At 63.0% G+C, this 24,625-nt stretch carries 22 protein-coding genes and 1 pseudogene; 14 read left to right on the top strand and 9 right to left on the bottom strand.

Going from position 1 to position 24,625, the window contains the following annotated elements:
- Window positions 1-27 precede the first annotated feature (27 nt).
- The 3 genes and pseudogenes from DBW_RS17800 (at window position 28) to ltrA (ending at window position 3,365) form a co-directional block, all read left to right on the top strand.
- Window positions 28-738: a GntR family transcriptional regulator gene (locus DBW_RS17800; RefSeq protein ID WP_066729515.1), complete on the top strand. Its 711-nt coding sequence runs from the start codon at window positions 28-30 to the stop codon at window positions 736-738.
- A 142-nt stretch (window positions 739-880) separates the two neighbouring features.
- On the top strand, window positions 881-1,447 hold the full coding sequence (locus DBW_RS17795; protein ID WP_066729514.1) for a YfaZ family outer membrane protein: 567 nt from the start codon (window positions 881-883) through the stop codon (window positions 1,445-1,447).
- A gap of 515 nt (window positions 1,448-1,962) precedes the next feature.
- Window positions 1,963-3,365 (top strand): annotated as a pseudogene (gene ltrA / locus DBW_RS17790) (group II intron reverse transcriptase/maturase).
- Between the two features lie 123 nt (window positions 3,366-3,488).
- Here ltrA and DBW_RS17785 read toward each other — a convergent pair.
- Together DBW_RS17785 and DBW_RS17780 are read right to left on the bottom strand one after the other, a co-directional pair.
- Window positions 3,489-4,271 (bottom strand): ABC transporter permease, encoded by a 783-nt coding sequence (locus DBW_RS17785; protein ID WP_066729513.1) that lies wholly within the window; start codon window positions 4,269-4,271, stop codon window positions 3,489-3,491.
- The gene (locus tag DBW_RS17780) at window positions 4,271-5,197 is read right to left on the bottom strand and encodes an ABC transporter ATP-binding protein (protein WP_066729512.1); all 927 of its coding nucleotides are present in this window, start codon (window positions 5,195-5,197) and stop codon (window positions 4,271-4,273) included. The genes DBW_RS17785 and DBW_RS17780 overlap by 1 nt, the downstream gene beginning before the upstream one ends.
- A gap of 79 nt (window positions 5,198-5,276) precedes the next feature.
- Between DBW_RS17780 and DBW_RS17775 the strand changes: the two genes are divergently transcribed.
- Entirely contained in the window at window positions 5,277-5,882 is a 606-nt protein-coding gene (locus DBW_RS17775) for a cob(I)yrinic acid a,c-diamide adenosyltransferase (protein ID WP_066729511.1), read from the top strand.
- A 7-nt stretch (window positions 5,883-5,889) separates the two neighbouring features.
- Complete coding sequence (locus DBW_RS17770) at window positions 5,890-6,771, top strand: GGDEF domain-containing protein (RefSeq protein WP_066729510.1); 882 nt, start codon at window positions 5,890-5,892, stop codon at window positions 6,769-6,771.
- Between the two features lie 28 nt (window positions 6,772-6,799).
- Here the strand turns inward: DBW_RS17770 and tatC are convergent, their stop codons facing one another.
- On the bottom strand, window positions 6,800-7,564 hold the full coding sequence (gene tatC, locus DBW_RS17765) for a twin-arginine translocase subunit TatC (RefSeq protein ID WP_066729508.1): 765 nt from the start codon (window positions 7,562-7,564) through the stop codon (window positions 6,800-6,802).
- Window positions 7,554-7,892, bottom strand: coding sequence for a Sec-independent protein translocase protein TatB (gene tatB, locus DBW_RS17760; RefSeq protein ID WP_066729506.1), 339 nt, complete (start codon window positions 7,890-7,892; stop codon window positions 7,554-7,556). The genes tatC and tatB overlap by 11 nt, the downstream gene beginning before the upstream one ends.
- A gap of 155 nt (window positions 7,893-8,047) precedes the next feature.
- Between tatB and nadA the strand changes: the two genes are divergently transcribed.
- From nadA to DBW_RS17725, 7 genes are all read left to right on the top strand, one after another.
- Window positions 8,048-8,965 (top strand): quinolinate synthase NadA, encoded by a 918-nt coding sequence (nadA, locus tag DBW_RS17755; RefSeq protein ID WP_066729504.1) that lies wholly within the window; start codon window positions 8,048-8,050, stop codon window positions 8,963-8,965.
- A 108-nt stretch (window positions 8,966-9,073) separates the two neighbouring features.
- Window positions 9,074-12,565 (top strand): transcription-repair coupling factor, encoded by a 3,492-nt coding sequence (gene mfd, locus DBW_RS17750; protein ID WP_066729906.1) that lies wholly within the window; start codon window positions 9,074-9,076, stop codon window positions 12,563-12,565.
- 81 nt (window positions 12,566-12,646) lie between these two features.
- On the top strand, window positions 12,647-13,576 hold the full coding sequence (locus DBW_RS17745; RefSeq protein WP_066729502.1) for a peptidylprolyl isomerase: 930 nt from the start codon (window positions 12,647-12,649) through the stop codon (window positions 13,574-13,576).
- 34 nt (window positions 13,577-13,610) lie between these two features.
- Complete coding sequence (locus tag DBW_RS17740; protein WP_066729500.1) at window positions 13,611-14,558, top strand: SurA N-terminal domain-containing protein; 948 nt, start codon at window positions 13,611-13,613, stop codon at window positions 14,556-14,558.
- 131 nt (window positions 14,559-14,689) lie between these two features.
- Complete coding sequence (gene pdxA / locus DBW_RS17735) at window positions 14,690-15,691, top strand: 4-hydroxythreonine-4-phosphate dehydrogenase PdxA (RefSeq protein WP_066729498.1); 1,002 nt, start codon at window positions 14,690-14,692, stop codon at window positions 15,689-15,691.
- 105 nt (window positions 15,692-15,796) lie between these two features.
- Complete coding sequence (gene uvrA, locus DBW_RS17730; protein WP_066729496.1) at window positions 15,797-18,610, top strand: excinuclease ABC subunit UvrA; 2,814 nt, start codon at window positions 15,797-15,799, stop codon at window positions 18,608-18,610.
- 331 nt (window positions 18,611-18,941) lie between these two features.
- Window positions 18,942-19,346 (top strand): PEGA domain-containing protein, encoded by a 405-nt coding sequence (locus DBW_RS17725; protein WP_066729495.1) that lies wholly within the window; start codon window positions 18,942-18,944, stop codon window positions 19,344-19,346.
- 65 nt (window positions 19,347-19,411) lie between these two features.
- On the opposite strand, the gene DBW_RS17720 is transcribed toward DBW_RS17725, so the two are convergent.
- On the bottom strand, window positions 19,412-19,861 hold the full coding sequence (locus DBW_RS17720; RefSeq protein ID WP_066729494.1) for a hypothetical protein: 450 nt from the start codon (window positions 19,859-19,861) through the stop codon (window positions 19,412-19,414).
- Between the two features lie 167 nt (window positions 19,862-20,028).
- Here DBW_RS17720 and DBW_RS17715 point away from each other — a divergent pair, with 167 nt between their 5' ends.
- Both DBW_RS17715 and DBW_RS17710 read left to right on the top strand, forming a co-directional pair.
- Entirely contained in the window at window positions 20,029-20,538 is a 510-nt protein-coding gene (locus tag DBW_RS17715; protein ID WP_066729493.1) for a rubrerythrin family protein, read from the top strand.
- A 117-nt stretch (window positions 20,539-20,655) separates the two neighbouring features.
- Window positions 20,656-20,985 (top strand): hypothetical protein, encoded by a 330-nt coding sequence (locus tag DBW_RS17710; protein ID WP_066729491.1) that lies wholly within the window; start codon window positions 20,656-20,658, stop codon window positions 20,983-20,985.
- A 293-nt stretch (window positions 20,986-21,278) separates the two neighbouring features.
- On the opposite strand, the gene DBW_RS17705 is transcribed toward DBW_RS17710, so the two are convergent.
- The 4 genes from DBW_RS17705 to DBW_RS17690 form a co-directional block, all read right to left on the bottom strand.
- The gene (locus DBW_RS17705) at window positions 21,279-21,704 is read right to left on the bottom strand and encodes a universal stress protein (RefSeq protein WP_066729489.1); all 426 of its coding nucleotides are present in this window, start codon (window positions 21,702-21,704) and stop codon (window positions 21,279-21,281) included.
- 15 nt (window positions 21,705-21,719) lie between these two features.
- Complete coding sequence (locus DBW_RS17700) at window positions 21,720-23,006, bottom strand: TRAP transporter large permease (RefSeq protein WP_066729485.1); 1,287 nt, start codon at window positions 23,004-23,006, stop codon at window positions 21,720-21,722.
- Window positions 23,003-23,503: a TRAP transporter small permease gene (locus tag DBW_RS17695; RefSeq protein ID WP_066729904.1), complete on the bottom strand. Its 501-nt coding sequence runs from the start codon at window positions 23,501-23,503 to the stop codon at window positions 23,003-23,005. Before DBW_RS17695 ends, DBW_RS17700 begins: the two co-directional genes overlap by 4 nt.
- A gap of 67 nt (window positions 23,504-23,570) precedes the next feature.
- Window positions 23,571-24,617 carry a TRAP transporter substrate-binding protein gene (locus DBW_RS17690; RefSeq protein ID WP_066729484.1) on the bottom strand — a complete coding sequence of 349 codons (1,047 nt, stop codon included), beginning with the start codon at window positions 24,615-24,617 and terminating at the stop codon, window positions 23,571-23,573.
- Between the last annotated feature and the right edge of the window lie 8 nt (window positions 24,618-24,625).

Raw genomic sequence — 24,625 nt, 5'->3', positions numbered from 1 at the left:
CAAATTCAGTGTTATGGAGCCCTGGCTGTGAAAAGAAAACCGATAGAGCGGCACCAGACCCTCCGCGAAAAAATCCTCGAAACCATCCGTGAGGCAATCCTCAAAGGGCAACTGAAACCGGGGGAAAAGGTCGCCGAACCCGAACTTGCCGAGCGGTTCGGTATCAGCCGCACCCCGATTCGCGAAGCCTTCCGCCAGCTCGAGTCGGAGGGATACCTGACGGTCATTCCGCGTAAGGGGGCCGTGGTAACCTCCCTTTCCGAACGAGCCGTCGAGGAGTTCTATGCGATCAAGAGTATTCTTGAGGGTTATGCGGCGCGGATGGCGACGGACAACCTGACCGCCAGGGATATCGAGAAGCTCGAAACAATTAACGAGCGGCTTTCGCAGCTGGCCGCTGAAGGGGACGTGAAGACCTTTTTCAAGGTTCACAACGAGTTTCACGAACTCTTCATCAAGGCCGCGGAGAACGAAAAGCTGCAGGAACTGATCAACCAGATGATGCTCAAGTTCAACCGCCTGCGTTTGGCCTCCCTCTCCCTGCCGGGACGCATGGAAACATCGGTCCAGGAGCATAAGAAGATCATCGAGGCCTTCAAGAACAAGGATGGGGAGCGGGCCGACAACCTGGTTCGCAAAACCGCCAGCTACGGCGGGCAGGTTCTGATCCAGAGCATGGCCCAGGCCGAGGGAAGGCGGGTAGAGAAGAATATCCTCTCCCGCGTTATCGATATCTAGGCCCCCACCTTTCCCCTCCCCGTCCGCACCCCCCCTGCCGATTTTCAGCCCCCTGGTGGCGCTTGAATCTATAGACTGAATGTGGCATATTCCCCTCCAGAGAAACAGTTCGTCATCCTGAAAGTCTAGCAAGGAGGAATTCATGCATAAGCAGCTCGCCGGCCTGGTCATCCTATTACTTTTGGCCGGAACCGCCCACGCCACTTCCATCGATCTTGGTTTCAACAACGACAGCGCCCAGGTCTCTTTCAGCCAGCCGCTGGTTACGGACGAGCTCGGCTCCTCCCAGGTTGGCGCCCGTTTTCTCTACAACGACGGCGAGGAGACCAAGCTTTTATCTGGCGGCTTCGAATTTGTCGGCGAACCCGGCAACATTCCGGGATTGAAGGTGGGAGTCGGGGTCCAGGCCTATGGTGGCAGCGCCGACCGCAACCAGGATATTCTCGCCTGCGGTATTGGCGGCATGGTACGCTATGCACCGCCGGCGCTCGGCGGGGTCGCCGTCAGCGGCAAACTCTATGTGGCGCCGAAGATTTTTTCCGGCCTCGACAGTGACGGCCTGCTCGAAACCGCGGTCCGGGCCGGATTCAACGTGACACCCAAGGTGGAGGTCTATCTCGGCTATCAGAATATTCGCAGCGATTTTGGTCGCTATGATGTCTGGACCATTGATGATGACCTGCGCCTCGGTTTTGAAGCCCGCTTCTGAACCGAACCAGAGATGGCAGTTGCCGGCGCGGTCCCTCTTCGGGGCCGCGCTTTTTTTGGTGCGCCAGGCATGGCGCGTAGCGCCTTGACTGGCGCTGTCTGATTCACTGTGGTGGTGAATCAGTGACTTGGGGGTGCAAGTCCCCTGCGGACCCTGATGGCGGGAACCGCTAGCCGGACGGCAAGGGTGTCCATCGCGAGGTGGAATCTGAAGGAAGCCGCAGGCAAAATCCCGGTCCGACGAACAGAAACCGCATGAGGCAGTCTCATCCGGGCGAGAAGGCCAATATCTTCAAAGCCCGATAGCCATCCGGGAGGGTGGGGCTGTAGATGCGGCGGGTAGATGGGAGGAAGGTCACGCGCATTACCCTGGGAGATCTGTCGGTCTGCCTCGTGCTACCGTCACCGTAAGGTGTCGGGACGGGCCGGCAGAAGTCAGCAGAGGCCGTAGTAGCCGGAGTAACCACCCGGCAAAGGGCCGAACACGAGGCGTCGTTTCAGGAGACTCGCGTTTCGATGACGACAAGAGCAGCAGAAGTCCCGGTCGAGATACCGGGAGCCGTCCCGGAGGGCAGCGGCCGGAAGCCGCCAGAGCATGGGAGCGGTGCGTCAAACGTCACGGCAACGAGAGACCCTTCCTGGACGAAAGCGGAACGGGGGCTGATGGAAGACGTCGTCAGCCGCCCGAACATGATGGCGGCCCTTGAACGAGTGGAAGCCAACAAGGGCGCCCCCGGCATCGACGAGATGACGACGGGCGAGCTACGCGGCTTTCTCAAGGAGAAGTGGCCGACCATCAGGGAAGAGTTGCTGAATGGGACGTATCGCCCCCAGCCGGTGCGGAAGGTGGAAATCGAGAAGCCCGACGGGGGCGTGCGCACCCTGGGAATCCCCACGGTGTGCGATCGGCTCATTCAGCAGGCGCTGCATCAGGTGCTGACGCCGCTATTCGATCCGGACTTCTCCGACAGCTCCTACGGGTATCGTCCCGGACGGAGTGCCTGGCAGGCGGTTAGAGCCGCCCGTCGGCATGTGGCCGACGGCAAGCGCTGGGTGGTCGATATCGACCTGGAGAAGTTCTTCGACCGGGTGAACCACGACATCCTCATGTCGCGGGTCGCCCGTAAGGTCGAAGACAAGCGGGTATTGCTGCTCATCCGGCGGTACCTGCAAGCCGGAGTGCTCGAAGGCGGGCTTGTGTCGCAGAGGGTGGAAGGGACGCCGCAGGGTGGTCCCCTCTCACCTCTTCTGTCGAACATCCTGCTCGACGCGTTCGACAAGGAACTGGAGAGGCGCGGTCACGCCTTCTGCCGCTACGCCGACGACTGCAACATTTACGTGCAGACCAGGCGCAGCGGCCAAAGGGTCATGGCCAGTCTCACCCGGTTCCTGGAGGAGCGGCTGGCACTCAAGGTCAACGTCGCCAAAAGCGCCGTCGACCGTCCTTGGAAAAGGGTCTTTCTGGGTTACAGCATGACCTTTCACAAGAAACCCCGCCTCAAAGTGGCGGAGTCGAGAGTGAAGCGGTTCAAGGCCGGACTCAGGAAGGTCTGCCGACGGGGCAGGGGACGCAGTCTCGCTCAGGTCATCAAAGAAATCACCCGAAGCTACGGGGGTGGGCCTCTTACTTCCGCCTGGCGGAGGTCAAAGGCATCTTCGAAGAACTGGACAAATGGCTGCGGCGGAAGCTGCGCTGCATTCTATGGCGACAGTGGAAGCGCCCCTATACCCGGGCCAAGAGGTTGATGCAGCGGGGATTGCCGGAAGCCCGGGCGTGGAAATCGGCCACGAACGGGCGAGGCCCCTGGTGGAACTCAGGGGCCTCGCACATGAATGAAGCGTATCCGACATCCTTCTTTCGCTACTTGGGGCTGATCCGCTTGACCGATCAGCACCGCCGCTTTCAGAGCGCCTTGTGAACCGCCGTGTACGGAACCGTACGCACGGTGGTGTGGGAGGACGGCGGGGGCGACCCCGCCTCCTACCCGATTGGCTGGTGAGGTGGGCAGCGCTGCCGCTCTCTTCACCAGCCGTCTTTGCATCTAGTTGCGGAGGCGGACCCCCCGGGCAATCAGCAGCGCTGCCCAGCAGAAGAGCGTCGCCGCCATCAGCGCACTGACGCCAAGGGCGGTCGCCAGGGAGAGGTCGCCACGGCCAAGAATGGCGTGACGAAAGCCGTCAATCAGGTAAAAAAGGGGGTTGAGATGGGAGAGCTGCGCCCAGGGCTGGGGAAGTATCGAAATCGGATAGAAAACCCCGCCGAGATAGATCAGCGGGAGGATGATAAAATTCGAGAACATTGACAAGGTGTCAAAGTTGTGGGCATAGATGGCGGCAATCATCCCGAATTGGGAAAAGAGCAGGCTGGCGATAACCGCCATGACCATGGCGAGGAAGGGATGAGCCCAGGGGAGGCTGGCGAAAAAGATGGAAATCAGCAAGGTTGCCAGGCCGACCAGCAGTCCACGCAGCATTGCCGCCAGGGTATAGGCAAGGATAAACTGGGCGGGGGTGAGTGGCGTGACCAGCAGGTCGACGATGTTGCCAAGATAACGGGCCATGAAGAGGCTGGAAGAGGTATTGGCAAAGGAGTTGTTGATTACTCCCATGAGAATCAGCCCGGGGATGACAAACTGGGCATAATTGAACCCGGGCAGGACACTGATCCGTTCGCCAAGGGTGGCGCCGAAGACGAAGAGGTAGAGGGAGGCGGTAATGATCGGTGTCAGAAGGGTTTGCGAAGCGACCCGCCAGAACCTGCGCACCTCCTTTTGCAGCAGGGTATAGAAGGGGAGCCAGTAAATATAGCTGCGTTGTTCCATCATTAACGCTCCCGGTTCGGCCCGCGGCCGGTCAGTTTGAGAAATACCTCCTCCAGGCCGGCACTGCGGGTCTCGATGTCGGCCACTGCCAGCCCGTGGTGGCAGAGGAGGGCCAGGGCCTCACCGGCACCCTGACCGTGCTGCAGGGGGATATCGAGGCACAGGCCGTTCTTGTCGAGACGGGCACCGAGGTCGGTGAGTTTGGGCGGCAGGGCCGCAAGGGGCTGTTGCAGTTGCACCCGGATTTCGCGGTTGCCGAGTCGACTGAGGAGGGAGGCGGTGCGGTCAAGAGCCACGATCTCGCCATGGTTCATGATAGCAATCCGGCCGCACATCTGCTCGGCCTCTTCCAGATAGTGGGTGGTGAGCAGGATCGTGGTACCGGTCTGGTTGATTTCGCGGACAAACTCCCAGAGGGTGTGGCGAAGTTCCACGTCGACGCCGGCGGTCGGTTCATCGAGGATGAGAAGCGGCGGGCGGTGGATCAGCGCCTTGGCGACCATGAAGCGGCGCTTCAGTCCCCCGGAGAGCTTGATCATCGTCTTGTGCAGATGGGGGCCGAGACCGAGGCGGTCGATCAACTCCCGCCGCCACGGCGGGTGGTCCGGGACGCCGTAATAGCCGCTGTGAAAGCGGAGCGCCTGGTCGATCGTAAAGAAATTGTCGATGACGATCTCCTGGTGCATGACCCCGATCAGGCGCCGGGCGATGCGGTACTCGGTGCGGTTGTCATGGCCGAAGACGGCGATGCTGCCGGCATCGATCCGGGTAATACCGGCGACCATGTTGATGGTCGTGCTCTTCCCTGCGCCGTTGGGACCGAGCAGCCCGAAAATCTCCCCCCGGGCGATCTGCAGGGAGATTCCGGCGACTGCAGGGGTGCCGGCAAAGCTTTTGCGCAAATCCTGGATGTTGAGTGCAGCTGGCATCGGCAATATGACCTGGGTTTCGAAGTGAAAGTCGCGGATTCCTAACCTGAAAACCTTTTACCTGAACCGGGAGGAGACGATGGTTCGACTTGATCGCATTACCACTGGTGGTGGCGACCGCGGCGAGACCAGCCTGGCGGATGGGAGCCGGGTCCCCAAGCATGCACCCCGGGTTGCCGCCTATGGGACCGTCGATGAAGTCAATTGCCTGCTTGGCCTGGTGCGCCTGGAGGTGCTGCCCGCGGGTTTGGCGGCCGAGGTACAACGCCTGCAGCAGGAACTTTTCGATCTCGGCGCCGACCTGGCGACTCCGCTCGGGGACCCGGAAAAGGAAGAGCATCTCCCCCGGATCGGCGCCGGCCACGTGCAACGCCTGGAGGGGCTGATTGCTGCGGCAACGGAACGCCTCGAGCCCTTGACCAGCTTCATTCTCCCCGGGGGGAGCCGTGCTGCGGCCACCCTGCACCTGGTGCGAACCGTCGCCCGCCGGGCCGAGCGTACCGTCATCGAAGCCCGGGTGAGCGAAGAGAGCGCTGGCAGGCAGACCTTCAATCCCCACGCTCTGACCTATCTCAACCGGCTCTCCGACCTTTGTTTCGTCTGGGCACGGCTCTGCAATGACGGCGGTCGCGAGGATATCCTCTGGACCCCTTACCGTGGCGATCACGATCCGGTGCCCGGGTGATCGTCCCATGACCCTTACCGATCGGATCAACCGCAAGCTGGAGCGGCTTTCGCGGCCATGGCTGGTCGTTGTGGCCCTTTCTGCCACCCTACTTCTTGGCCTGATCAATTACTGGACGGGCGAAGAGCTCTCCTTCTCGCTCTTCTACGTTGCACCGCTCCTGCTCCTGGCCTGGTACGCCCGGCGCGAGGAGACCTACAGCTGTGCCCTGCTCGCCGCCCTGGTCTGGATGGCGGCGGAGGTGGCAAACAGAAGTTATTATAATGCATGGGCGCCCTTTTGGAATGCCCTGGTGCGTTTCGGTTTCTTTCTCCTCGTCAGTCACCTCGTGCTGCGGGTCAGGGGCCTTTTGCGCCTCCAGCAGGCGCTGGCCGGGACCGATACCCTGACCGGCCTGGTCAACGGCCGCATCTTTTATCAGCGTCTGGGAGACGAGGCGCAGCGCGCCGCCCGCTATGGCCGGGCTTACACCCTCGCCTATTTCGACCTCGACAACTTCAAGCAGGTCAACGACTCGTTTGGTCATGGCGCCGGTGATCAGTTGCTCCAGGCCGTTGCCCGCAACCTGAAGCGGCAGCTCCGCAGTATCGATGTGGCGGCGCGTCTGGGCGGGGACGAGTTCGCACTGCTGTTGCCGGAGACCGGGTTCAGTGCGGGGGGCGAAGCTCTGCAAAAAATTCAGCGGGAGTTGCTGTCAGCGATGGGAGAGGGCGATTGGCCGGTCACCTTCAGTATCGGGGCGGTTACTTTCGACGGCTTTGAGGACGATCTCGACAGCCTGGTCCGGGCAGCTGACGACTTGATGTATCAGGCGAAGCGGGGCGGCAAAAACCGGCTGGTCCACCAGCTCAGGGCCGACATGGCGCCGTCACCGGTTGCCCCTGCTTGAAAGAAACCGGCCCTCCTCAGTTGCGCATTCAGCCTGCTTCTCCGGGGCCGGAATCTTTGGCTTCGCGCGCCCTTTTTTTACCAAAGAAGAAGGCGACCCAGATTCCGACTTCGTAGAGGATGATGAACGGCAGGGCCAGGGCGGTCTGGGAAAAGACATCGGGCGGGGTCAGGATGGCGCCGATGACAAAGGCGGCGATCAGTGCATACTTGCGGTTGCGGCGCAACCAGAGATGGTCGACAATGCCCATGCGGGCGAGGAAAAAGATGATGATCGGCAGCTCGAAGACGAGACCGAAGGCGAGCAGCAGCTTGCTCGACAGGGCGAGGTACTGCCCCATGGAGAGCATGGCGCTGATTTCGCCGCTGCTGGTACCATAATTGATGAGAAAAGTGAAGATGGTGGGAAAGACGAAGCGAAAGCCGAAATAGGCCCCGGCCCCGAAGCAGAGCGTACTGGCAAAGACGAAGGGGACGGCGAGCTTCTTTTCATGGGCATAGAGCCCGGGCGCGACAAAGCCCCAGAGCTGCCAGAAGATGACCGGCAGGGCAATGAGCAGGCCGGTCAGGGCCGCGATCTTCAGGTAAGTGAAGAAGGGTTCGGTGGCGTTGATGAAGACCAGCGAGCTTCCTGCCGGCAGGGCGGCCCGCACCGGCCCGGAAATGAACTGGAAGAGTTGTTCCGAGTAGCTGTAGCAGGCGATGAAGGCGACCAGCCAGGACCCGGCGGCGATGATCAGGCGGCGCCGCAACTCCTCCAGGTGCTTGGTAAAGGGGAGGCTTTCATCGCTCATTTCCGGCATCCTCGCTCGGGGCCGCCGCCCGCTCTTCCCGGGCGGTCCGATAGGGGTCGTCCGCGGGGCCCGCTTCTTCCGACCCGCCCTCCGCCTCTTTGCGGGCGGCGCCGGGGGGATGGATTTTGCCTTCCTCGAGCAGGCGCTTCTTGGTTTCGGCAGTTCGAACCTCCTCGTGGAAGGAGGTCTTCAACTCGTCGGTGGCGCGCCTGAATTCGGCGAAGCCGCGACCGAGGGCACGGGCGATATCGGGGAGTTTCTTCGGGCCGATGACGATCAGGGCAAGGGCCAGGATCAGCAGGAGCTCGGGCATGCCGATTCCGAACATAACGGGAAGTCCTTGAAAGAAAGAGGTTGTTTCAGGCCCGCTGAGAATAGCCCCAATCGAAGCCCCTGTCAAGGCCGGATTCGCCGATAAAGGTTTGACATATCAGGGGTTTTGAACTAGTATACGGCGCACATCGAACCTGTGGAAGGACCTTCATGAAGAGTCAGCAAGAGATCAAGGACGAGATCCGGCGCCTGGCCCGGGAGCGCAATGCCCTGCTGCTGGCGCATAACTATCAGCGCGACGAAATCCAGGAACTGGCGGACATCACCGGGGATTCCCTCGGGCTGTCCCTCGAGGCGGCGCGCACCGACCGCGCCGTAATCGTTTTTTGCGGCGTCCATTTCATGGCGGAAAGTGCAGCGATCCTGGCGCCGGACAAAATTGTCCTCCTCCCCAGGCCCGATGCCGGCTGCCCGATGGCCGACATGGTCACGGCCGAAGGCCTGCGGGCGATGAAAACCAGACATCCCGGGGCGACGGTCGTCACCTACGTCAATTCCAGCGCCGCCGTCAAAGCCGAGAGCGACATCTGCTGCACCAGCGCCAACGCGGTGCGGGTGGTCAATTCCCTCGACGCCGACGAGGTGCTCCTCGTCCCCGACCGCAACCTCGGGCGCTACATCGCCGGCCAGACGAGCAAGACCTGCTATTTCTGGGACGGCTACTGTCCGACCCATGAGCGGCTCCAGGTCGCCGACGTCGAGCGGGCTCTGGCCGAACACCCCGATGCGCTCTTTTTGGCCCATCCCGAGTGTGCGCCCGAAATCCTCCGGCGTGCCCACCACATCTGTTCGACCAGCGGCATGTATGATTACGTCAGGACCAGTCCGGCACAGAAGTTCATCGTCGGCACCGAGGCCGGCATCCTTTACCGGTTGCGGCGCGAGAACCCGGAGAAGAGCTTCATCCTGCCGACCTCACGCCTGATCTGTCCGAACATGAAGCTGACCTCCCTGGAGGATGTCCTCAGCTGCCTGCAGCATATGAGCCCGCAGATTACCGTTCCCGCCGATGTCGCCGCTCGCGCCCGGGGAAGCCTGGAGCGGATGCTCGCGGTGCCGCGGGACTAGTCACCAACCAACCGATCTTTTTCAGGGGCGTGCACTGGCACGCCCCGTCTCTTTGCCTGCCAGACCAGAGGAGTGCCGCGCTGCCCAACCGGGGCATGGCCCTTGACCATGGATTCGAATCCGATCGACCATCATCAGGTTGCCCACGCCACCCGCAAAGCCTTTGTCGAGGGGGTGCTCGCCACTCGGGGGCGCAGCGAGGTTCTCGGCCTGGTCGGCACCAGCGGCGCCTGGCTGCTGGCCGGGCTGCTGGCGGCCAGCAATGAAACCCTGCTGATTCTGACCGCCGGACAGAAGGAAGCGGCCCGGCTGGCGGCGGATCTTGCCTTCTGTCATGGCCGCAGCGGCGAAATCTTCCATTTCCCGCACTGGGAGGTCGGACCCTTCGAGCCGCTGGCGCCGCACCCGGAAGTCGAGGCGGAGCGCCTTGCCGCTCTCGCCGCCCTTCACGAAGGGCGGGCGCGGGCGTTGGTGGTGCCGGTGCGGAGCCTGCTGCAGCGGGTGATTCCCCGCCAGGCGCTGGCCGGACTTTGCGAACGGCTGGTGGTGGAGGAGGAATATCCCCGCCCTCCCCTGCTGCAACGGCTCCTTGAGCTCGGCTACCAGGCCGTCCCCCTGGTCGAGGATCGCGGCACCTTCTCGGTGCGGGGCGATCTGCTCGACATCTTCCCGCCGACCCGCTCCACCCCGGTGCGCATAGAGTTTTTCGGGGACTACATCGAGCGCATGCGCCCCTTTGACCCTTCCACCCAGCGTTCGGGCAACGAGGAACTCGAGGAGCTGATGCTCCTTCCGGCCCGGGAGCTGGTCCTCGCCGGCGACCATCTCGAAACCTTCGCCCGCAAACTCAAGGAGCGCTGCGACACCCTCGGCCTGCCGCGGACCGTCCGCGAGGCGGTCCTCGATGAGGCCCGGGAAGGAATCCTGGCGCCCGGACGGGCGTTTCTCCTCCCCTGCAACTATCCCGCGCTCGACTCCCTGACCGCCTATGCCCCCAGCGCCCGCTGGGTCGTCGTCGACCCGCCGGCCATTCTCCAGGAAGCCGACCGTTTCGCGACCGAGGTTGCCGAGGGGGAAGCCCGTGCCGCTCATCGCGGCGAGCCCTTTGTCGCCGCCGCCGATCTCTTCCTGACCCCCCGGGATCTGGAGCGGGAGCTGGCCGGCCGGCCGCGGATCGATTTTTCTCCCCTGGAGCTCTACCAGCTCGATGCGGAACACCCGGTCTACCGGGTGCGCGCCGAGGGGAATCTGGATCTGCGGCGCGGCCTCGGCGATGGCGCGGACGGCCTTGCTCCTTTGGCCGGCCAGCTGCGGGGCTGGCTGACGGAGGGGTGGCGGGTGCTGGTGGTCTGCCATCAGCGCGGCCAGGCCGAGCGCCTTGCCGATCTGCTGCAGGGGGAGCAGCTGCCGATCGATCTCGATCCGGCGGCCGGGCTGGCGCAGGTGCGTCCCGGACGGCTCCTGCTCACCGTCGGCGACCTTGGCGCCGGCTTCCGCCTCCCCGATGAGCGGCTGGTGGTGATCGCCGAGGAGGAGATCTTCGGTCCCCGGGTGCGGCGCCGCGATCGCGGCGCCGCGCGGGCCAAGGCGCTCCTCTCCACCCTCGCCGAACTGCGCGAAGGTGATTTTGCCGTGCATGCCGATCACGGCATCGCCCGCTTTCGCGGTCTCGTTCACCTCGTGACCGGCCAGACCGAAGGGGACTACCTCCTCCTCGAATATGCCGGGGACGATCGCCTCTACGTTCCGGTCGATCGCATCGAAAAGGTCTCCAAGTACGTCGGGGGGGAGGGGCACCAGCCCCACCTCGACAAGATGGGCGGCCAGGGCTGGGAGAAGGCGAAGCTCAAGGCGCGCGCGGCGGTCGAAGAGCTGGCGCGGGAGCTGCTGCGCATCTATGCCCGGCGGGCGATGAACCACCGCCCCCCCTACCCCCCTCCCGACCGCCACTTCCGGGAGTTCGAAGCGGGGTTTCCCTACGAGGAGACCGCCGACCAGCAGGCCGCGATCGACGACGTCCTCGCCGGGTTGCAGGCGGAACAGCCGATGGACCGGCTGATCTGCGGCGACGTCGGCTACGGCAAGACCGAAGTGGCGATCCGTGCCGCCTTCAAGGTCGCCATGGACGGCCGCCAGGTAGCGGTGCTGGTGCCGACCACGGTCCTCGCCAAGCAGCACTGGGAGACCTTCCGGAGCCGCTTTGCCGGGACCCCGGTCGAGGTCGAGATGGTCTCCCGGTTCCGCACCCCGGCGGAGCAGAAGCTGATTCTGGAGCGGACTGCCGCCGGCAAGGTCGATGTCCTGATCGGCACCCACCGGCTGCTGCAGCGGGATGTCAAATTCAGGGACCTCGGCCTGGTGATCGTCGACGAGGAGCAGCGCTTCGGGGTGGCCCACAAAGAGCGCCTGAAGAAACTGCGCGCCGAGGTCGACCTGTTGACGCTGACTGCGACGCCGATTCCGCGCACCCTGCACATGAGCCTGATGGGGATTCGCGACCTGTCGGTGATCGACACCCCGCCGGTCGACCGGCTGGCAGTGCGCACCTACGTCACCCGCTTCGACGAGGAGCTGATTCGCGAGGCGATCCTGCGGGAGCTGCGCCGCGGCGGCCAGGTCTTCTTCGTCCATAACCGGGTGCAGAGCATCAACGCCCAAGCCGATTTCCTGCGCGCCCTCGTTCCCGAGGCGAAGGTCGCCGTCGGCCACGGCCAGATGGGGGAGAAGGCTCTGGAGGAGGTGATGCTCGGCTTTATCGAGGGGACGAGCAACGTCCTGGTCTGCAGCACCATCATCGAGAACGGCATCGATATCCCGCGCGCCAACACCATCATCATCAACCGCGCCGACTGCTTCGGCCTGGCGCAGCTCTACCAGCTGCGCGGCCGGGTCGGTCGCTCGAGCCAGCGTGCCTATGCCTACCTGCTGATCCCCGGCGAAGGGAACCTGACCCGGGAAGCCCGGGAACGGCTCAAGGTCCTGCAGGAGCTGACCGAGCTCGGCGCCGGCTTCCGCATCGCCAGCCACGACCTGGAACTGCGGGGCGCCGGCGAACTCCTCGGTCCCCGTCAGGCCGGCCAGGTGGCGGCGATCGGCTTTGAGATGTACGCCGAACTCCTCGACGAGACGATCAACGAGCTGCGGGGCCTGGCCCGGGAGGAGCGCGTCGACCCGGAAATCCGGCTCGGTCTCTCCGCCTACCTGCCGGAGAGTTACGTCCCCGATCCCAACCAGCGGCTGGTCCTCTACAAGCAGCTGGCCAGTGCTAGCGACGAGGAGACGATCTACCTCGCCACCGATGAGCTGCGCGACCGCTTTGGCGAGATCCCGCCCCCCGGGCAGCTCCTTCTCGAGGTGATGAAACTGCGCGTCCTTCTCAAGCGGTTGATGATCGAGCTGGCGGAATACGACGGCCGCCAGCTGACCCTGGCGTTTCACGGGGCGACCCCGGTGGCGCCGGAAAAGATTCTCGGCCTGCTCACCGACCCCGCGGGGCGCTACCAGTTCAGCCCCGATTTCCGGCTCACCATCCGCACCGGGCGGCTCACCCCGGAGGCGCTGCTGGAGACGGCCAAAAAAGAATTGCGCGGTTTTCTTTGACTGTGCTAGCCTGACTCTCCGCGGCCCCTCGCCGCCGGCCTGACCTCCCCCGAGCATTCGCCCGCCGTGGATCGGAAGCTTATGTGCCTACTGCGCAGCAAAACCCTGCTGGTTCTGATTTTTCTCTGTATCCCCCTCTTTGCCTGCAAGGAAAAGGGTGAAGCTTCGTCGCCGGTCCTGGTCCGGGTCGACAACCGCACCGTGACCCTCGACCAGTTTCGCCGCGAGTTCGCCAAAACCCTCCCCGCCGGCCAGGAACTGAGTGCCGACGAGAAGAACGAGCTGGAACGGGCCTTCCTGGTCCAGGTCATCGACCAGGAATTGACCCTCGCCGAGGCCGAACGCCTGCAGATCAAGGTAACCCCCGCCGAGGTCGACCAGGCGATCCAGGAATACCGCGCCGAGTATCCCGACAGATCCTTCGACGAGGTCCTCAGGGAACGGGGGATTTCCTTTGCCGACTGGCGCCAGGAACTGGAGCGCGGACTGCTGGTGGAGAAGGTCATGCGCCAGGCGGTCGATGTCCGGATCGGGGTGAGCGAGGCCGAGATCGATAATTATTACCGGGAACACCAGGACGAGTTCAACCGCCCCGACCAGGTGCGTGCCCGCCAGATCGTCGTCGGCAGCCAGGAGGAAGGGGAGCGTGTCCTCGCCCTGTTACAGCAGGGACGTCCCTTTGCTGCCGTGGCCAAGGAATTTTCCCTCTCTCCGGACGCTGAACAGGGGGGAGATCTTGGCTTTTTCGCTCGCGGCGAAATGCCGCCGGAGTTTGACAAGGTGGTCTTCACCCTGGCGAAGGGGCGTATCAGCGATCTGGTGCGCAGCGAATATGGCTACCACATCTTCCTGGTCGAAGAACGCCGCCCGGCCCAGCGCCTGAGCCTCGACCAGGTTCGCGACAGGATCCGGGACGAGTTGCTGGCCGACCGCCAGGAACAGGCCTATCAATCCTGGTTGCAGGAATTGCGCAGCCGGGCAAAAATCGACATGAACTGGTCCCTGCTCTAGGGCGGGGATGGCAGCAACGCTAAAGGAAAATGTGATGAAGGCAGGCAGAATCATGGTGCTGGCCCTGCTGCTCGGGGTGTTCGCAGCGCCGGTGCGGGGCGAGGTGGTCGATGGTGTCGCCGCGGTGGTCAATGACCGGGTCGTGACAACCCATCAGCTCGATCTAGCGCTGGACGCCGCCCTGCAGGGGAAAGCCAGGCCCAGCGGGCTGGAACTCGCCAACCTGCGCAGCCAGCTCCTCTCCCGGCTGATCGAGGACTCGCTGGTCGAGCAGAAGATTGACGAGCTCAAGCTGAAGGTCAGCGACGACGAAGTGGAGGCTGCGATCCGGGACGTCCAGAAGCAGAATCGCCTCACCCGCGAGCAACTGGTGGCGGCGCTGGAAGCCCAGGGAATGAACTTCGATGTCTACAAGCAGAGTCTCGGCAAGCAGATCCTGCGTTTCAAGCTGATCGGTCGCGAGGTGCAGAGCAAGGTCGAGGTGACCAACCAGGACCTGCTCGACTATTTCAAGGAGCACATCGACGACTATCGCGAAGCCCCCTACATGCGCATCAGCCGGATCACTTTCCCGATCCCGGCCGGGGCAACCGCCGCGGAGCGCACAGCGGCCACAGCAGCAGCCACGGCGGCCCGCCAGCAGCTCCTCGCCGGCGCCGAGGTCGCGGCCGTGATCGAGGCGGAAAAAGGGGCCGGGGCCGAAGGTGGCGATATGGGGATATTCAAGGAGGGGGAGCTGGCCCCGGTCTTCGACCAGGCGATCCGCAACCTGCAGCAGGGGGAGGTCAGCGCTGTCGTACCGGGGCCGGACGGCAATCTCCATCTCTTTCGGGTCGATGTCCGCAAGCCGGGGACGATCCGCAACTTCGATAGTGTCAAGGGGGAGATCGAGCAGACCCTGCTGGAACAGAAACGCGAGGAGCGTTTCAAGGAGTGGGCCCAGGGGTTGAAAAAGGATGCCTACATCGATATCCGGATCTGAGACCCGTCACTATCTAATTCCGTTGCCCCCGCCCCTTCCGGCGGGGGTTTTCATTTTCCGGGTCGCTGGCAGCATTGTCCCGCTGGCGGCAATTGGGTTATGATACGAGCTTGTCCAAAGGAGAAGTACCCATGTCACGCCCCCTGATCATCACCATGGGCGACCCGACCGGAGTCGGCCCGGAAATCATCGTCAAGGCCCTCCTTGCCGGGGCCTTCGACCCGCTTGCCCGGCCGCTGCTGGTGGCCGGGGATCCGGGCTGCCTGCAGCGCGCGGCGCGGCTCTTCGGGGTAGCGGCGGAGCTGACGGTGGGCGACCTGGCCAGCCACCGGCTCCACCTCGGCTCGCGTCAGCTGGACATCGAGGCGCTCTCCACCCTGCCGGCCGAAAACCTGGTCTACGGCCAGCCCGATGCCGCCTGCGGCCGGGCGATGGTCGACTACATCGAATGGGCCTGCGACCGCTGCATTGCGGGGAGCGCCGCCGGCATGGTCACGGCACCGATCAGCAAGGCGGCGATCCATGCCGCCGGCTCCCCTTTCCCCGGCCATACCGAGCTTCTCGCCGACCGTTGCGGGGTCGACAAGGTGGTAATGATGCTCGCCGGCGCGCGCCTGAAGGTCTGCCTGGTCACCACCCATCTTGCCCTGAGCGCGGTGCCGGCAGCCCTCTCCCGCGCGGAGATCCTCGCCACCCTGCGCGTCACCGACGGCGACCTGCGCCGCTTCTTCGGTCTCGCCCAGCCACGGCTGGCGGTGCTGGCCCTCAACCCCCACGCCGGCGAGGGGGGGCTCTTCGGAGACGAGGAAGCGCGCCTGATCCGGCCGGCGATTGCCGCGGCGCAGGAGGCAGGGATTGCCGCCACCGGACCCCACAGCGCCGACACCCTGTTCCACTTCGCGGTGCAGCAGCAGGCCTGTGACGCGGTGATCTGCATGTATCACGATCAGGGTCTGATTCCGCTGAAGCTCCTGCACTTCGAGGACGCCGTCAACGTTACCCTCGGCCTTCCCATCGTCCGCACCAGCGTCGATCACGGCACTGCCTACGATCTGGCCGGCAGCGGCCGGGCGAGCAGAGCAAGCCTGGTGGCAGCGGTGAAGCTGGCGGCGGAAATGGCCAAAAATCTGTAGCAACAGAGACACGAAGGCACAGAGAAGTCCCAAGAACCCGAGGGCAGGACCGAAGATTTTCTCCGGGTCTCTGTGCCTCTGTGGCGAAGATCTGGATCTGAATTTATGACCAACAAGATCATTATCAAGGGCGCCTGCGAGCACAACCTCAAGTGCATCGACGTCGAAATCCCCCGTGACCAGCTGGTGGTGATCACCGGCGTCTCCGGCTCGGGCAAGTCGACGCTGGCCTTCGACACCATCTACGCCGAGGGGCAGCGCCGTTACGTCGAGTCTCTTTCCGCCTATGCCCGCCAGTTCCTGGAGCAGATGGACAAGCCCGACGTCGAGTCGATCGAGGGGTTGTCGCCGGCGATCTCCATCGAGCAGAAGACCACTTCGAAGAACCCGCGCTCGACCGTTGGCACCGTCACCGAGATCTACGACTACCTGCGGCTCCTCTTCGCCCGGGTCGGTCGCGTCCATTGCCACCAGTGCGGCAAGGAGATCGCCAGCCAGACCGTCGAGCAGATGGTCGACCACATCCTCGCCTGGCCGGAAAAGACCCGGCTGTTGCTCCTCGCGCCGATCGTGCGCGGGCGAAAGGGAGAATACCGCAAGGAGCTGAAGCAGCTGCAGGCGGACGGTTTCGTGCGGGTGCGTATCGACGGGGAAATCTACGAGCTCGCCGAGACGCCGGAACTCGACAAGAAGAAGCAGCATACGATCGAGGTGGTCGTCGACCGCCTGGTCCTCAAGGAGGAGGTCCGTACCCGCCTCGCCGATTCACTGGAGACAGCCCTGCGCCTCGCCGAGGGGCTGGTGCGGGTGGAGGTGGTCGGCGGCGAGTCGCTGGTCTTCTCCCAGCAGCACGCCTGCGTCGACTGCGGCATCTCCTACCCGGAGATCACGCCGCGGATGTTCTCCTTCAACAACCCCTTCGGCGCCTGTCCCGCCTGTGCGGGCTTAGGCACCCGGATGTACTTCGACCCGGAGCAGGTCGTCCCCAACCCGGCGCTTTCGCTGCGCGAAGGGGCGATTGCCCCCTGGGAGAGCCGCACCGGGTTTTACTACCAGCAACTGCTGGAAGCACTGGCCGATCATTACGGTTTCGATATCAATGTCCCCTTTGCCCAGCTCCCCGAAAAGCTGCAGACAGTCCTGCTGCACGGCTCGGGGAAGGAGGAGGTGCGCTTTTACTTCGACCAGGGGGGGCGGCGCCATTTCTACCACAAGGTCTTCGAAGGGGTGATCCCCAACCTCGAGCGGCGCTACCACGAGACTGACTCGGAGAATGTGCGCGAGAATCTCGAGCGCTTCATGAACGTCATGCCCTGCCCGACCTGCGAGGGGGCGCGACTGAAAAAGGAATCGCTCTTCGTGCGGATTGGCGGACGCAGCATCCGCGAAGTGACGGCGCTCTCCATCGTCGAGGCGGAGCGCTATTTCAGCGAACTGGAGCTGACCGCCAAGGAGCAGGAGATCGCCCGGCGGATCCTCAAGGAGGTCCGCGAACGCCTCTCCTTTCTCACCCACGTCGGTCTCGACTACCTGACCCTCGATCGCACCGCCGGTACCCTCTCCGGCGGCGAAGGGCAGCGCATCCGCCTCGCGACCCAGGTCGGTTCCTCCCTGGTCGGCGTCCTTTATATCCTCGACGAGCCCTCCATCGGCCTCCACCAGCGCGACAACCGGCGCCTTCTCGACACCCTGAAAAGGCTGCGCGACCTCGGCAACACCGTCCTGGTGGTCGAGCATGACGAGGAGACGATTCTCGAAGCCGACCATGTCATCGACATGGGGCCGGCGGCCGGGGTGCACGGCGGCGAGGTGGTCGCCCAGGGGACGCCGCAGGAGATCCTCGCCGATCCGCGCTCCCTCACCGGCCGCTATCTCTCCGGCGAGCTGTCGATCCCGGTTCCGGCCGGGCGGCGCAAGAGCGAGCGCTCGCTCACCATTCGCGGCGCACGGGAGAACAACCTGAAGGGGGTCGATGTTGCCATTCCCCTCGGGGTGATGACCTGCGTCACCGGGGTCTCCGGTTCCGGCAAGTCGACGCTGATTCTCGATACCCTCTACAAGGCCCTCGCCCAGCGCCTCTACCGGGCCAAGGAGAAGGCGGGCAAGGTCGACGACATCCTCGGGCTCGAATATCTCGACAAGGTGATCGACATCGATCAGTCGCCGATCGGGCGCACCCCGCGCAGCAACCCGGCCACCTACACCGGGGTCTTCACCGACATCCGCGACCTCTTCGCCCAGCTGCCGGAGGCGAAAATCCGCGGCTACAAGCCGGGCCGCTTCTCCTTCAACGTCAAGGGGGGGCGCTGCGAGGCGTGCCAGGGGGACGGCATCATCAAGATCGAGATGCACTTTCTCCCCGACATCTATGTCCAGTGCGAGGTCTGCAAGGGGGCACGTTACAACCGTGAGACCCTGGAGGTGCGCTACAAGGGGACGAACATCGCCGAGCTGCTCGATATGACGGCGAACCAGGCCGCGAAATTCCTGGAGAATATCCCGCGGATCAGGAACAAGCTGGAGACACTGCGCGATGTCGGGCTCGGCTACATCAAGCTCGGCCAGAGCGCCACCACCCTCTCCGGTGGCGAGGCACAGCGCGTCAAGCTCGCCAAGGAGCTCGGCAAGCGCGCTACCGGCCGCACAATCTATATCCTCGACGAACCGACCACCGGTCTCCACTTCGCCGATATCCAGAAACTGCTCGATGTCCTGCAGCGGTTGGTGGAGAGCGGCAACACGGTGGTGATCATCGAGCACAACCTCGATGTGATCAAGACCGCCGATCACCTCATCGATCTCGGTCCTGAGGGGGGGAGCCGGGGGGGCGAGGTGGTTGCGGTCGGGACCCCGGAGGAGGTCGCACGCTCTTCCCGCAGCCATACCGGTCGCTACCTGCGCGCCTATCTCGACCTCTGACCCGGTTCGGGTGTGGTGGCCCGGCCACAGTTTGCAACAAACCGTGGCAATCCTGCCCGTTAAATGCCCAGGTGTCAAAAAGTTGCCGGAATTCCGGTTTGACGACAGTTAAGAATCAAGGTGTGCCCTAGTCGCCGACACCGGCAATTGCGGGTGATAAGCTACTGAAAAGAGGGTGCTGATTCCTGGCCCCTTGACCTGTGACGGCGGTCGGGATTTTAACAAGGGTGAAAGTGTCGCAAAATCAATTGTTTGGCACGAAGGTTGCTAAAATAAGGGGCCGAACCGTATCCTGTTAGCATTTCCCTGAACGAGAGATGAGGTTGCCTTGATGCTGAAGAAACTGCTCGCCCTGATGGTCCTAACCTTTTTTACCAGTGCCTGTGCCAACCAGGCCCTGATCCTTTCGGAGCCGGTCGGCGCCGCAGTGACAGTCGATGGTCAGCGGATCGGGGTGACGCCCTGCAAGTACGAATATGCCAACAGCACCGGCAGCTCCTTCGCCGTGACCGTGGAGAAACCGGGCTACGAAGCGATCGAATACCAGATCAAGGCGGACGAGACCGATGTCTCGGCCCGCAACGGCTGGCTGGCGGCCGGCCTGGTCTGGAGCCCGCTCTGGCTCGGCGCCTTCTTCACCAAGAAGTTGAAGGACAGCTACAACTTCGTGATGCGCAAAGCGATGCCGCAGCTGACCGCCCAGGCGACCGTCCCCGGGGAGGAACGGCGTTTCTGACCGCAGCACAGCACTGACCGGGAACCAACCAGGCGGCAGCTCCTTCGGGGGCTGCCGTTTTTTATTCAGGCGGGAGCGATTTCGCAGATCAGCAGGGGGTTGACCAGGTAATGGGCGGGACCGCTGTCGAGCAGAAAGAAGCCGTGGTGGGTGTTGAGAAAATCCTGCAGCCGTCCCTTCCCCTCGGGGGCCTCGAGGGTGAGGGTCCCCTTGAGGACTTCGCCGCCGAGAAAGACCATGCGGACCTGCAAGCGATGGCCGAAAGTGGGAGGGGCGTCGGAATCGGGCGGGAAGCGCAGGTGGCAGATGGTCGCCTTGTTGACCAGGCTGAAGGAATCGTCGGCCTTGCGGAAGGCAAAGAAAGGCGCGTCGTCATTGAAGAGTTCGAGGGGGGTCTCGGGGCCGGAATGGGAGGCACTGCAGGGGCTGAGAAAGATGACCCCCTCGCGGACATGGCCGTCACAGAGAAAAAGGGTCACCGGACATTCCAGTTTTTCGACCTGATAGATGTTCATGAGCTGCCTCCCTGGCGTTGTGTGGCCATTCTAAACGGATTGGCCAGGTTCGGCAACCGCAAAGCCCCGGTCCGTTGCCTTTGCGTGGTTGACAAGTGCTGCGGGGCGGGTACAATCACAGCCAGCCTGGCCGAAAGTGGCCATGAATTTTTTCAAGGAGCGGACCGATGGTAGACATGAACGGAAGCAAGACCCAGAAGAATCTGCAGGAGGCTTTTGCCGGCGAGTCGCAGGCCAACCGCAAGTATCTTGCCTTTGCCAAAAAGGCCGAGCAGGAAGGGTATCTGCAGGTCGCCAAACTGTTTCGTGCTGCGGCAGAAGCGGAAACGGTGCATGCCCATGCCCACCTGCGCGTTCTTGGCGGGATCGGTTCGACGGCGGCCAACCTGCGCGAGGCGGTCTCCGGGGAGACCTTTGAATTCACCAAGATGTACCCCGAGATGATCCGTGAGGCGTCCAGTGAAGGGTTTGACACCGCTCTGCGCAGTTTCACCTATGCCAATGATGTGGAGAAGGTGCATGCGCAGCTCTACCAGCGGGCCCTCGATAACCTTGGCAAGAACACAGCGGTCGATTATTATGTCTGTCAGGTCTGCGGCAACACCATCGAGGGGGCTCCTGAAGGGCCCTGTGAGGTTTGCGCTTCGGCGCCGAGCGCCCTCCGCAAGATCGATTAAGCCCCCAAGTCCCGAATCATCCGGAAGCCGGGCTTTAAGGGCCCGGCTTTTTTCGTCTGACGGCAATGGGCTCCTCCAGTCCACTGTTGCAGCCATAAATGGGAGTCGTGAACCACCATGGAAAAATGTCCGGTTTGCAAAGAAGTGAAAAAGGGGAAATTCTGGTGCAAGGGATGTGGCACCATCTTCGTCTGCCCGAACCAGGCCTGCGGCGCGGAGATCCGTAAACGCGACGCCGAGGAGTGCCCGCGTTGTGGACTCCTCTTCGCCGAATATCGCGAGCATCAAAAGATGGTCCGGCTTTGCCCCAAGTGCAAGAAGAAACAGGGGCTCTCCGAACCCCAGTGCAAGTCCTGCAAATACTGGTTCAACTGCCCGACCTGCGGGCACAAGGTCCCTTCCACCAGTATGCTCACCTGCCCCCGGTGCGCGACCAGCCTGCGCTGAAGCTGAGTGGACAGAAATGAAAAAGGGCGATCCGTTATGTGGATCGCCCTTTTTCATTTCTTTTTCTGGGGGTCGACGCCTTCAGTTGTCGGGGTCTCTGGCTTCCGCACCGGAAGCTCACAGCTGGGGCTGATTCAGGTCGTGATGCCAAAGCGTGGGAGAATCCAGCGGTTGAGGGCGTACCAGCCAATCAGAATACCGAGCAGGCCAAGAATTTCCATCGCTTCCTCCAGGAAAGGTTTCCCTAGATATATTCGAATTTTTGAATAAATGCAAGTCGCCTGGCGCCGGTGCTAGAAGAGGAGGACCGGGCAGCGGACCTGGTGCAGGACATGGTTGGCGACGGAGCCGAAGAGGACGTCGCGGATCTCACCCATGCCGCGTCGGCCGATAATCAGCAGGTCAAAGGCTTCATCGTTGGCGATGCGGCAGATGTCGTTGCGCGGGCTGCCGGTTTCGACCCGGGAGATGGTCGCGATGCCACCCGCCTCCAGGCTCCGGCTCCACCTGGCGACGACCTGTTCCCCGGCTTTAAGCGCCCGCTCCCTGATCATCTCGACCTGGAAGTCGGGAATCATCCGGTAGGCGAGCTTGTCGATATCGACCACGTGCAGCAGGGTCAGCGGACCGGGAAAACGGTCGCGGCGGCCGATAATGCCGGCGATCGTCCGGGCACAGGCATCCGATTCGTTGACAGGGACGAGGACCTTGCGTTCCATAGGGGAATTCCTTGGTCAGCCGTAAACCAGGCGCGGCAGCAACAGCACCAAATCCGGCCAGAAGGTGAGAACCAGGAGAATGGCGATCTGGATGAGGAGAAAAGGGAGGACCGCCTTGGAGACGTACACCAAGTCGCGATCGACCACCGCCCCGGAGATGTAGAGACTGACCCCGAGGGGGGGGGTACAGTAACCGATCCCGAGGTTGATGGTCATCAGCAGGCCGAAATGCATGGTATTGATGCCGAACTTGTGCAGCAGCGGCAAAAAGATCGGCGTCAGGATCAGCGTCGCCGAGATGATGTCCATGAACATGCCGATCATGAGCAGCATGATGTTGACCGCCAGCAGAAAGACCCAGGGACTCTGGATGTTGGCAACTACGGCGTTGGCAATCTGATTGGGGATCTGTTCGAAAGTCAGGTACTCGCCGAAAACCGAAGCGCCGGCGACGATCACCAGCAGCGTCGCCGAGGTGATGGCGGAAGAGACGATCACCTTCTTGACGTCCCGCAGCTTCATGTCGCGATGGATAACGATCTCGACGAAGAAGGCGTAAAAGCAGGCGACCACCGCCGCCTCGTTGGCGGTGAACAGGCCCGAGTAGATGCCACCGAAGATGAGAACCGGCAAAAAGAGCGCCCAGGCACTCTCTTTCAGAACCGAAAGGATCTCCTTCAGGGAGGGGCGTTCCCGGGTCGGCAGGTTTTGGCGCTTGCAGTAGACATAGGCATAGAGGGACATCCCGGCGATGATGAGAAGCCCGGGGATGAAGCCGGTCAAAAAGAGCGCCTCGAGGGGATCGTTGGTCACCATGGCGTAGAGAATCATGGCGATGGAGGGGGGAATGACGATGCCGAGAATCGGCGCCGTCGTCATCACGCCGACGCTGAATTTCTCGTCGTAGTTGTTCTCGATCAGCGCCGGGATCATGAACCCGCCGATGGCGACCACGGTGGCGACCGTCGAGCCGGAAATGGCGCCGAAAAAACCGCAGGCGAGGATACCGGCCATCGCCAGGCCGCCGGGAAGAAACCCGACCAGCACATTGGCGGTCTTGATCAGCTTCTGTACGATGCTGCCGGTGGTCATGATGTTGCCGCAGAGGACGAAGAAGAGGACCACGATCAGGGCAAACTTGTCCATGCTGCGGTAGAGGACCTCAATGACGATCTGCGGGTCGATGCCGACGCCCCAGACCAGGCCGACCAGCCCGGTGAAAAAGAGGGCCATGAAGACCGGCACGGTGGCCGCCATGGTGCCGAGAAGGAGTGCCGCGATCATCAGGTAGTTGACGGTCATGACGGACTCCCTCCCCCACGCAGGTCTTCGATCATCACCAGCAGCGTGCGCACCACCATCATCACTCCCATCAGGGGGAGGATGGCGTAGAAGTACCATTCGGCAATGCCGAGGGTGGCGGTTCTGGCATAGGTGTCGAGGTACATCATCCGGGTCAGCTGCAGGCCGAGCCAGAAGACCGTGCCGGAAAAGACTAGCACCACCAGGTGGCTGAGGATGTTAAGCGGTTTCTTCAGGATCGGCAGCAGCTGCGGCAGGGCATCGATGCGGATCAGCGAGCGGTGGCGGATGGCGGCGACGCAGCCGATATAGGTGGAGATGAAGATGACCTTGCGCACCACCTCGTCGGACCAGTAGAGGTTGACGTCGTTGGTCAGCTTGCGCAGGATGACGTTCGCCATCGCCGAGACCAGGGCGGTAGCCACGGTAAGGAAGAGGGTCCAGTCCTCAATGAACGCCAGGCCCCGATCGATGGTGGAAAAGGTTTTCTTCAGCATGGTCATCCGTAAAAAGGGCCGGGGAGGAAATGCCTCCCCGGCCGGTGTTCAAGGGGTCGTCTGCGGCTCAGTTGCCGAGGGTAGTGCGTACCTGGTTGAGGTAATCGGCGCCGATCTTTTCACCCCAGGCCTGGTAGACCGGGGCCGCCTCCTTGATCAGCTGGGCGCGGTCGGCATCCGCCAGGTGGATGAACTCGACGCCGGCTTCCTTGGCCCTGGCGATCTGGTCGGCCTGCTGCTGACGGGTCGCCGTCCGGGTCTTGGCGCTCTCCTCGGTGATCGCCTGCATCAGGACCTGCTGCAGATCGGCGGGGAGCTTGTCGAACCAGCGCTTGTTCATCAGGTGAACGAAGAGCCCCTGGGCGTAGTTGACCTCGGTGAAGTACTTGGCGATGGTGAATTTCTTGGTGATGTTGCAGACGGTGGGGGTGTGGTCAAGGCCGTTGATGACCCCGGTCTGCAGCGCCTGGGGCACGTCGGGCCAGGGCATGACGGTGAACTTGAGGCCCCAGGCCTTGTAGATGTCGGCGTTGACCGGAGCTTCGGCGATGCGGAAATTGACGGTCTTGGCGTCGTTGAGGTTGCGCACCGGAGTGGTGGTGGCCCAGCCGTAGGTGCCGTAGCCGGTGATGTCGGGGACCATGATCCCCTGGGCGAGGGCCGCCTCACTGAAGGGCTGCCAGAGCTCCGGCGTGCTGCGGAATTTATCGAGCTTGTCGAAGGTGTCGATGACATAGGGGAGGTTGACGATACCGAGGCGGTCGGCGACGTTGGCGGCGGCGACCGAGGAGCTCAGCATCCCCTGGACCGCGCCGAGCTTGAGCTTGCTGATCACGTCCTTCTCGCCGCCGAGTTGGGCCAGCGGGCGGAAGTCGACATAAAGGCGCCCCTTGGAGAGTTCCCAGACCCGGTCGCGGATCCGGTAGCCGACCCCGACCCCTTCGATCGCCGGGTGGGAGACGTTGGAGAGGATGTAGGTGTACGCGGCGCCGGCGGGGTCAAACTTCGGTTTCCAGGCCGCCAGCGGGTCGGGCTTGTCCTCACCGAGGGCAGGGCCGGCCAGAACCAGGCCGAGGAGGACCGGAAACAGAAGCAGGGGAAACAGTCTTTTCATGGCAGGGC

Source organism: Desulfuromonas sp. DDH964, from assembly GCF_001611275.1.
Classification (GTDB): domain Bacteria; phylum Desulfobacterota; class Desulfuromonadia; order Desulfuromonadales; family DDH964; genus DDH964.
Note: the sequence above shows the minus strand (reverse complement) of the source record. Positions and strands in the feature narration are given on the sequence as shown.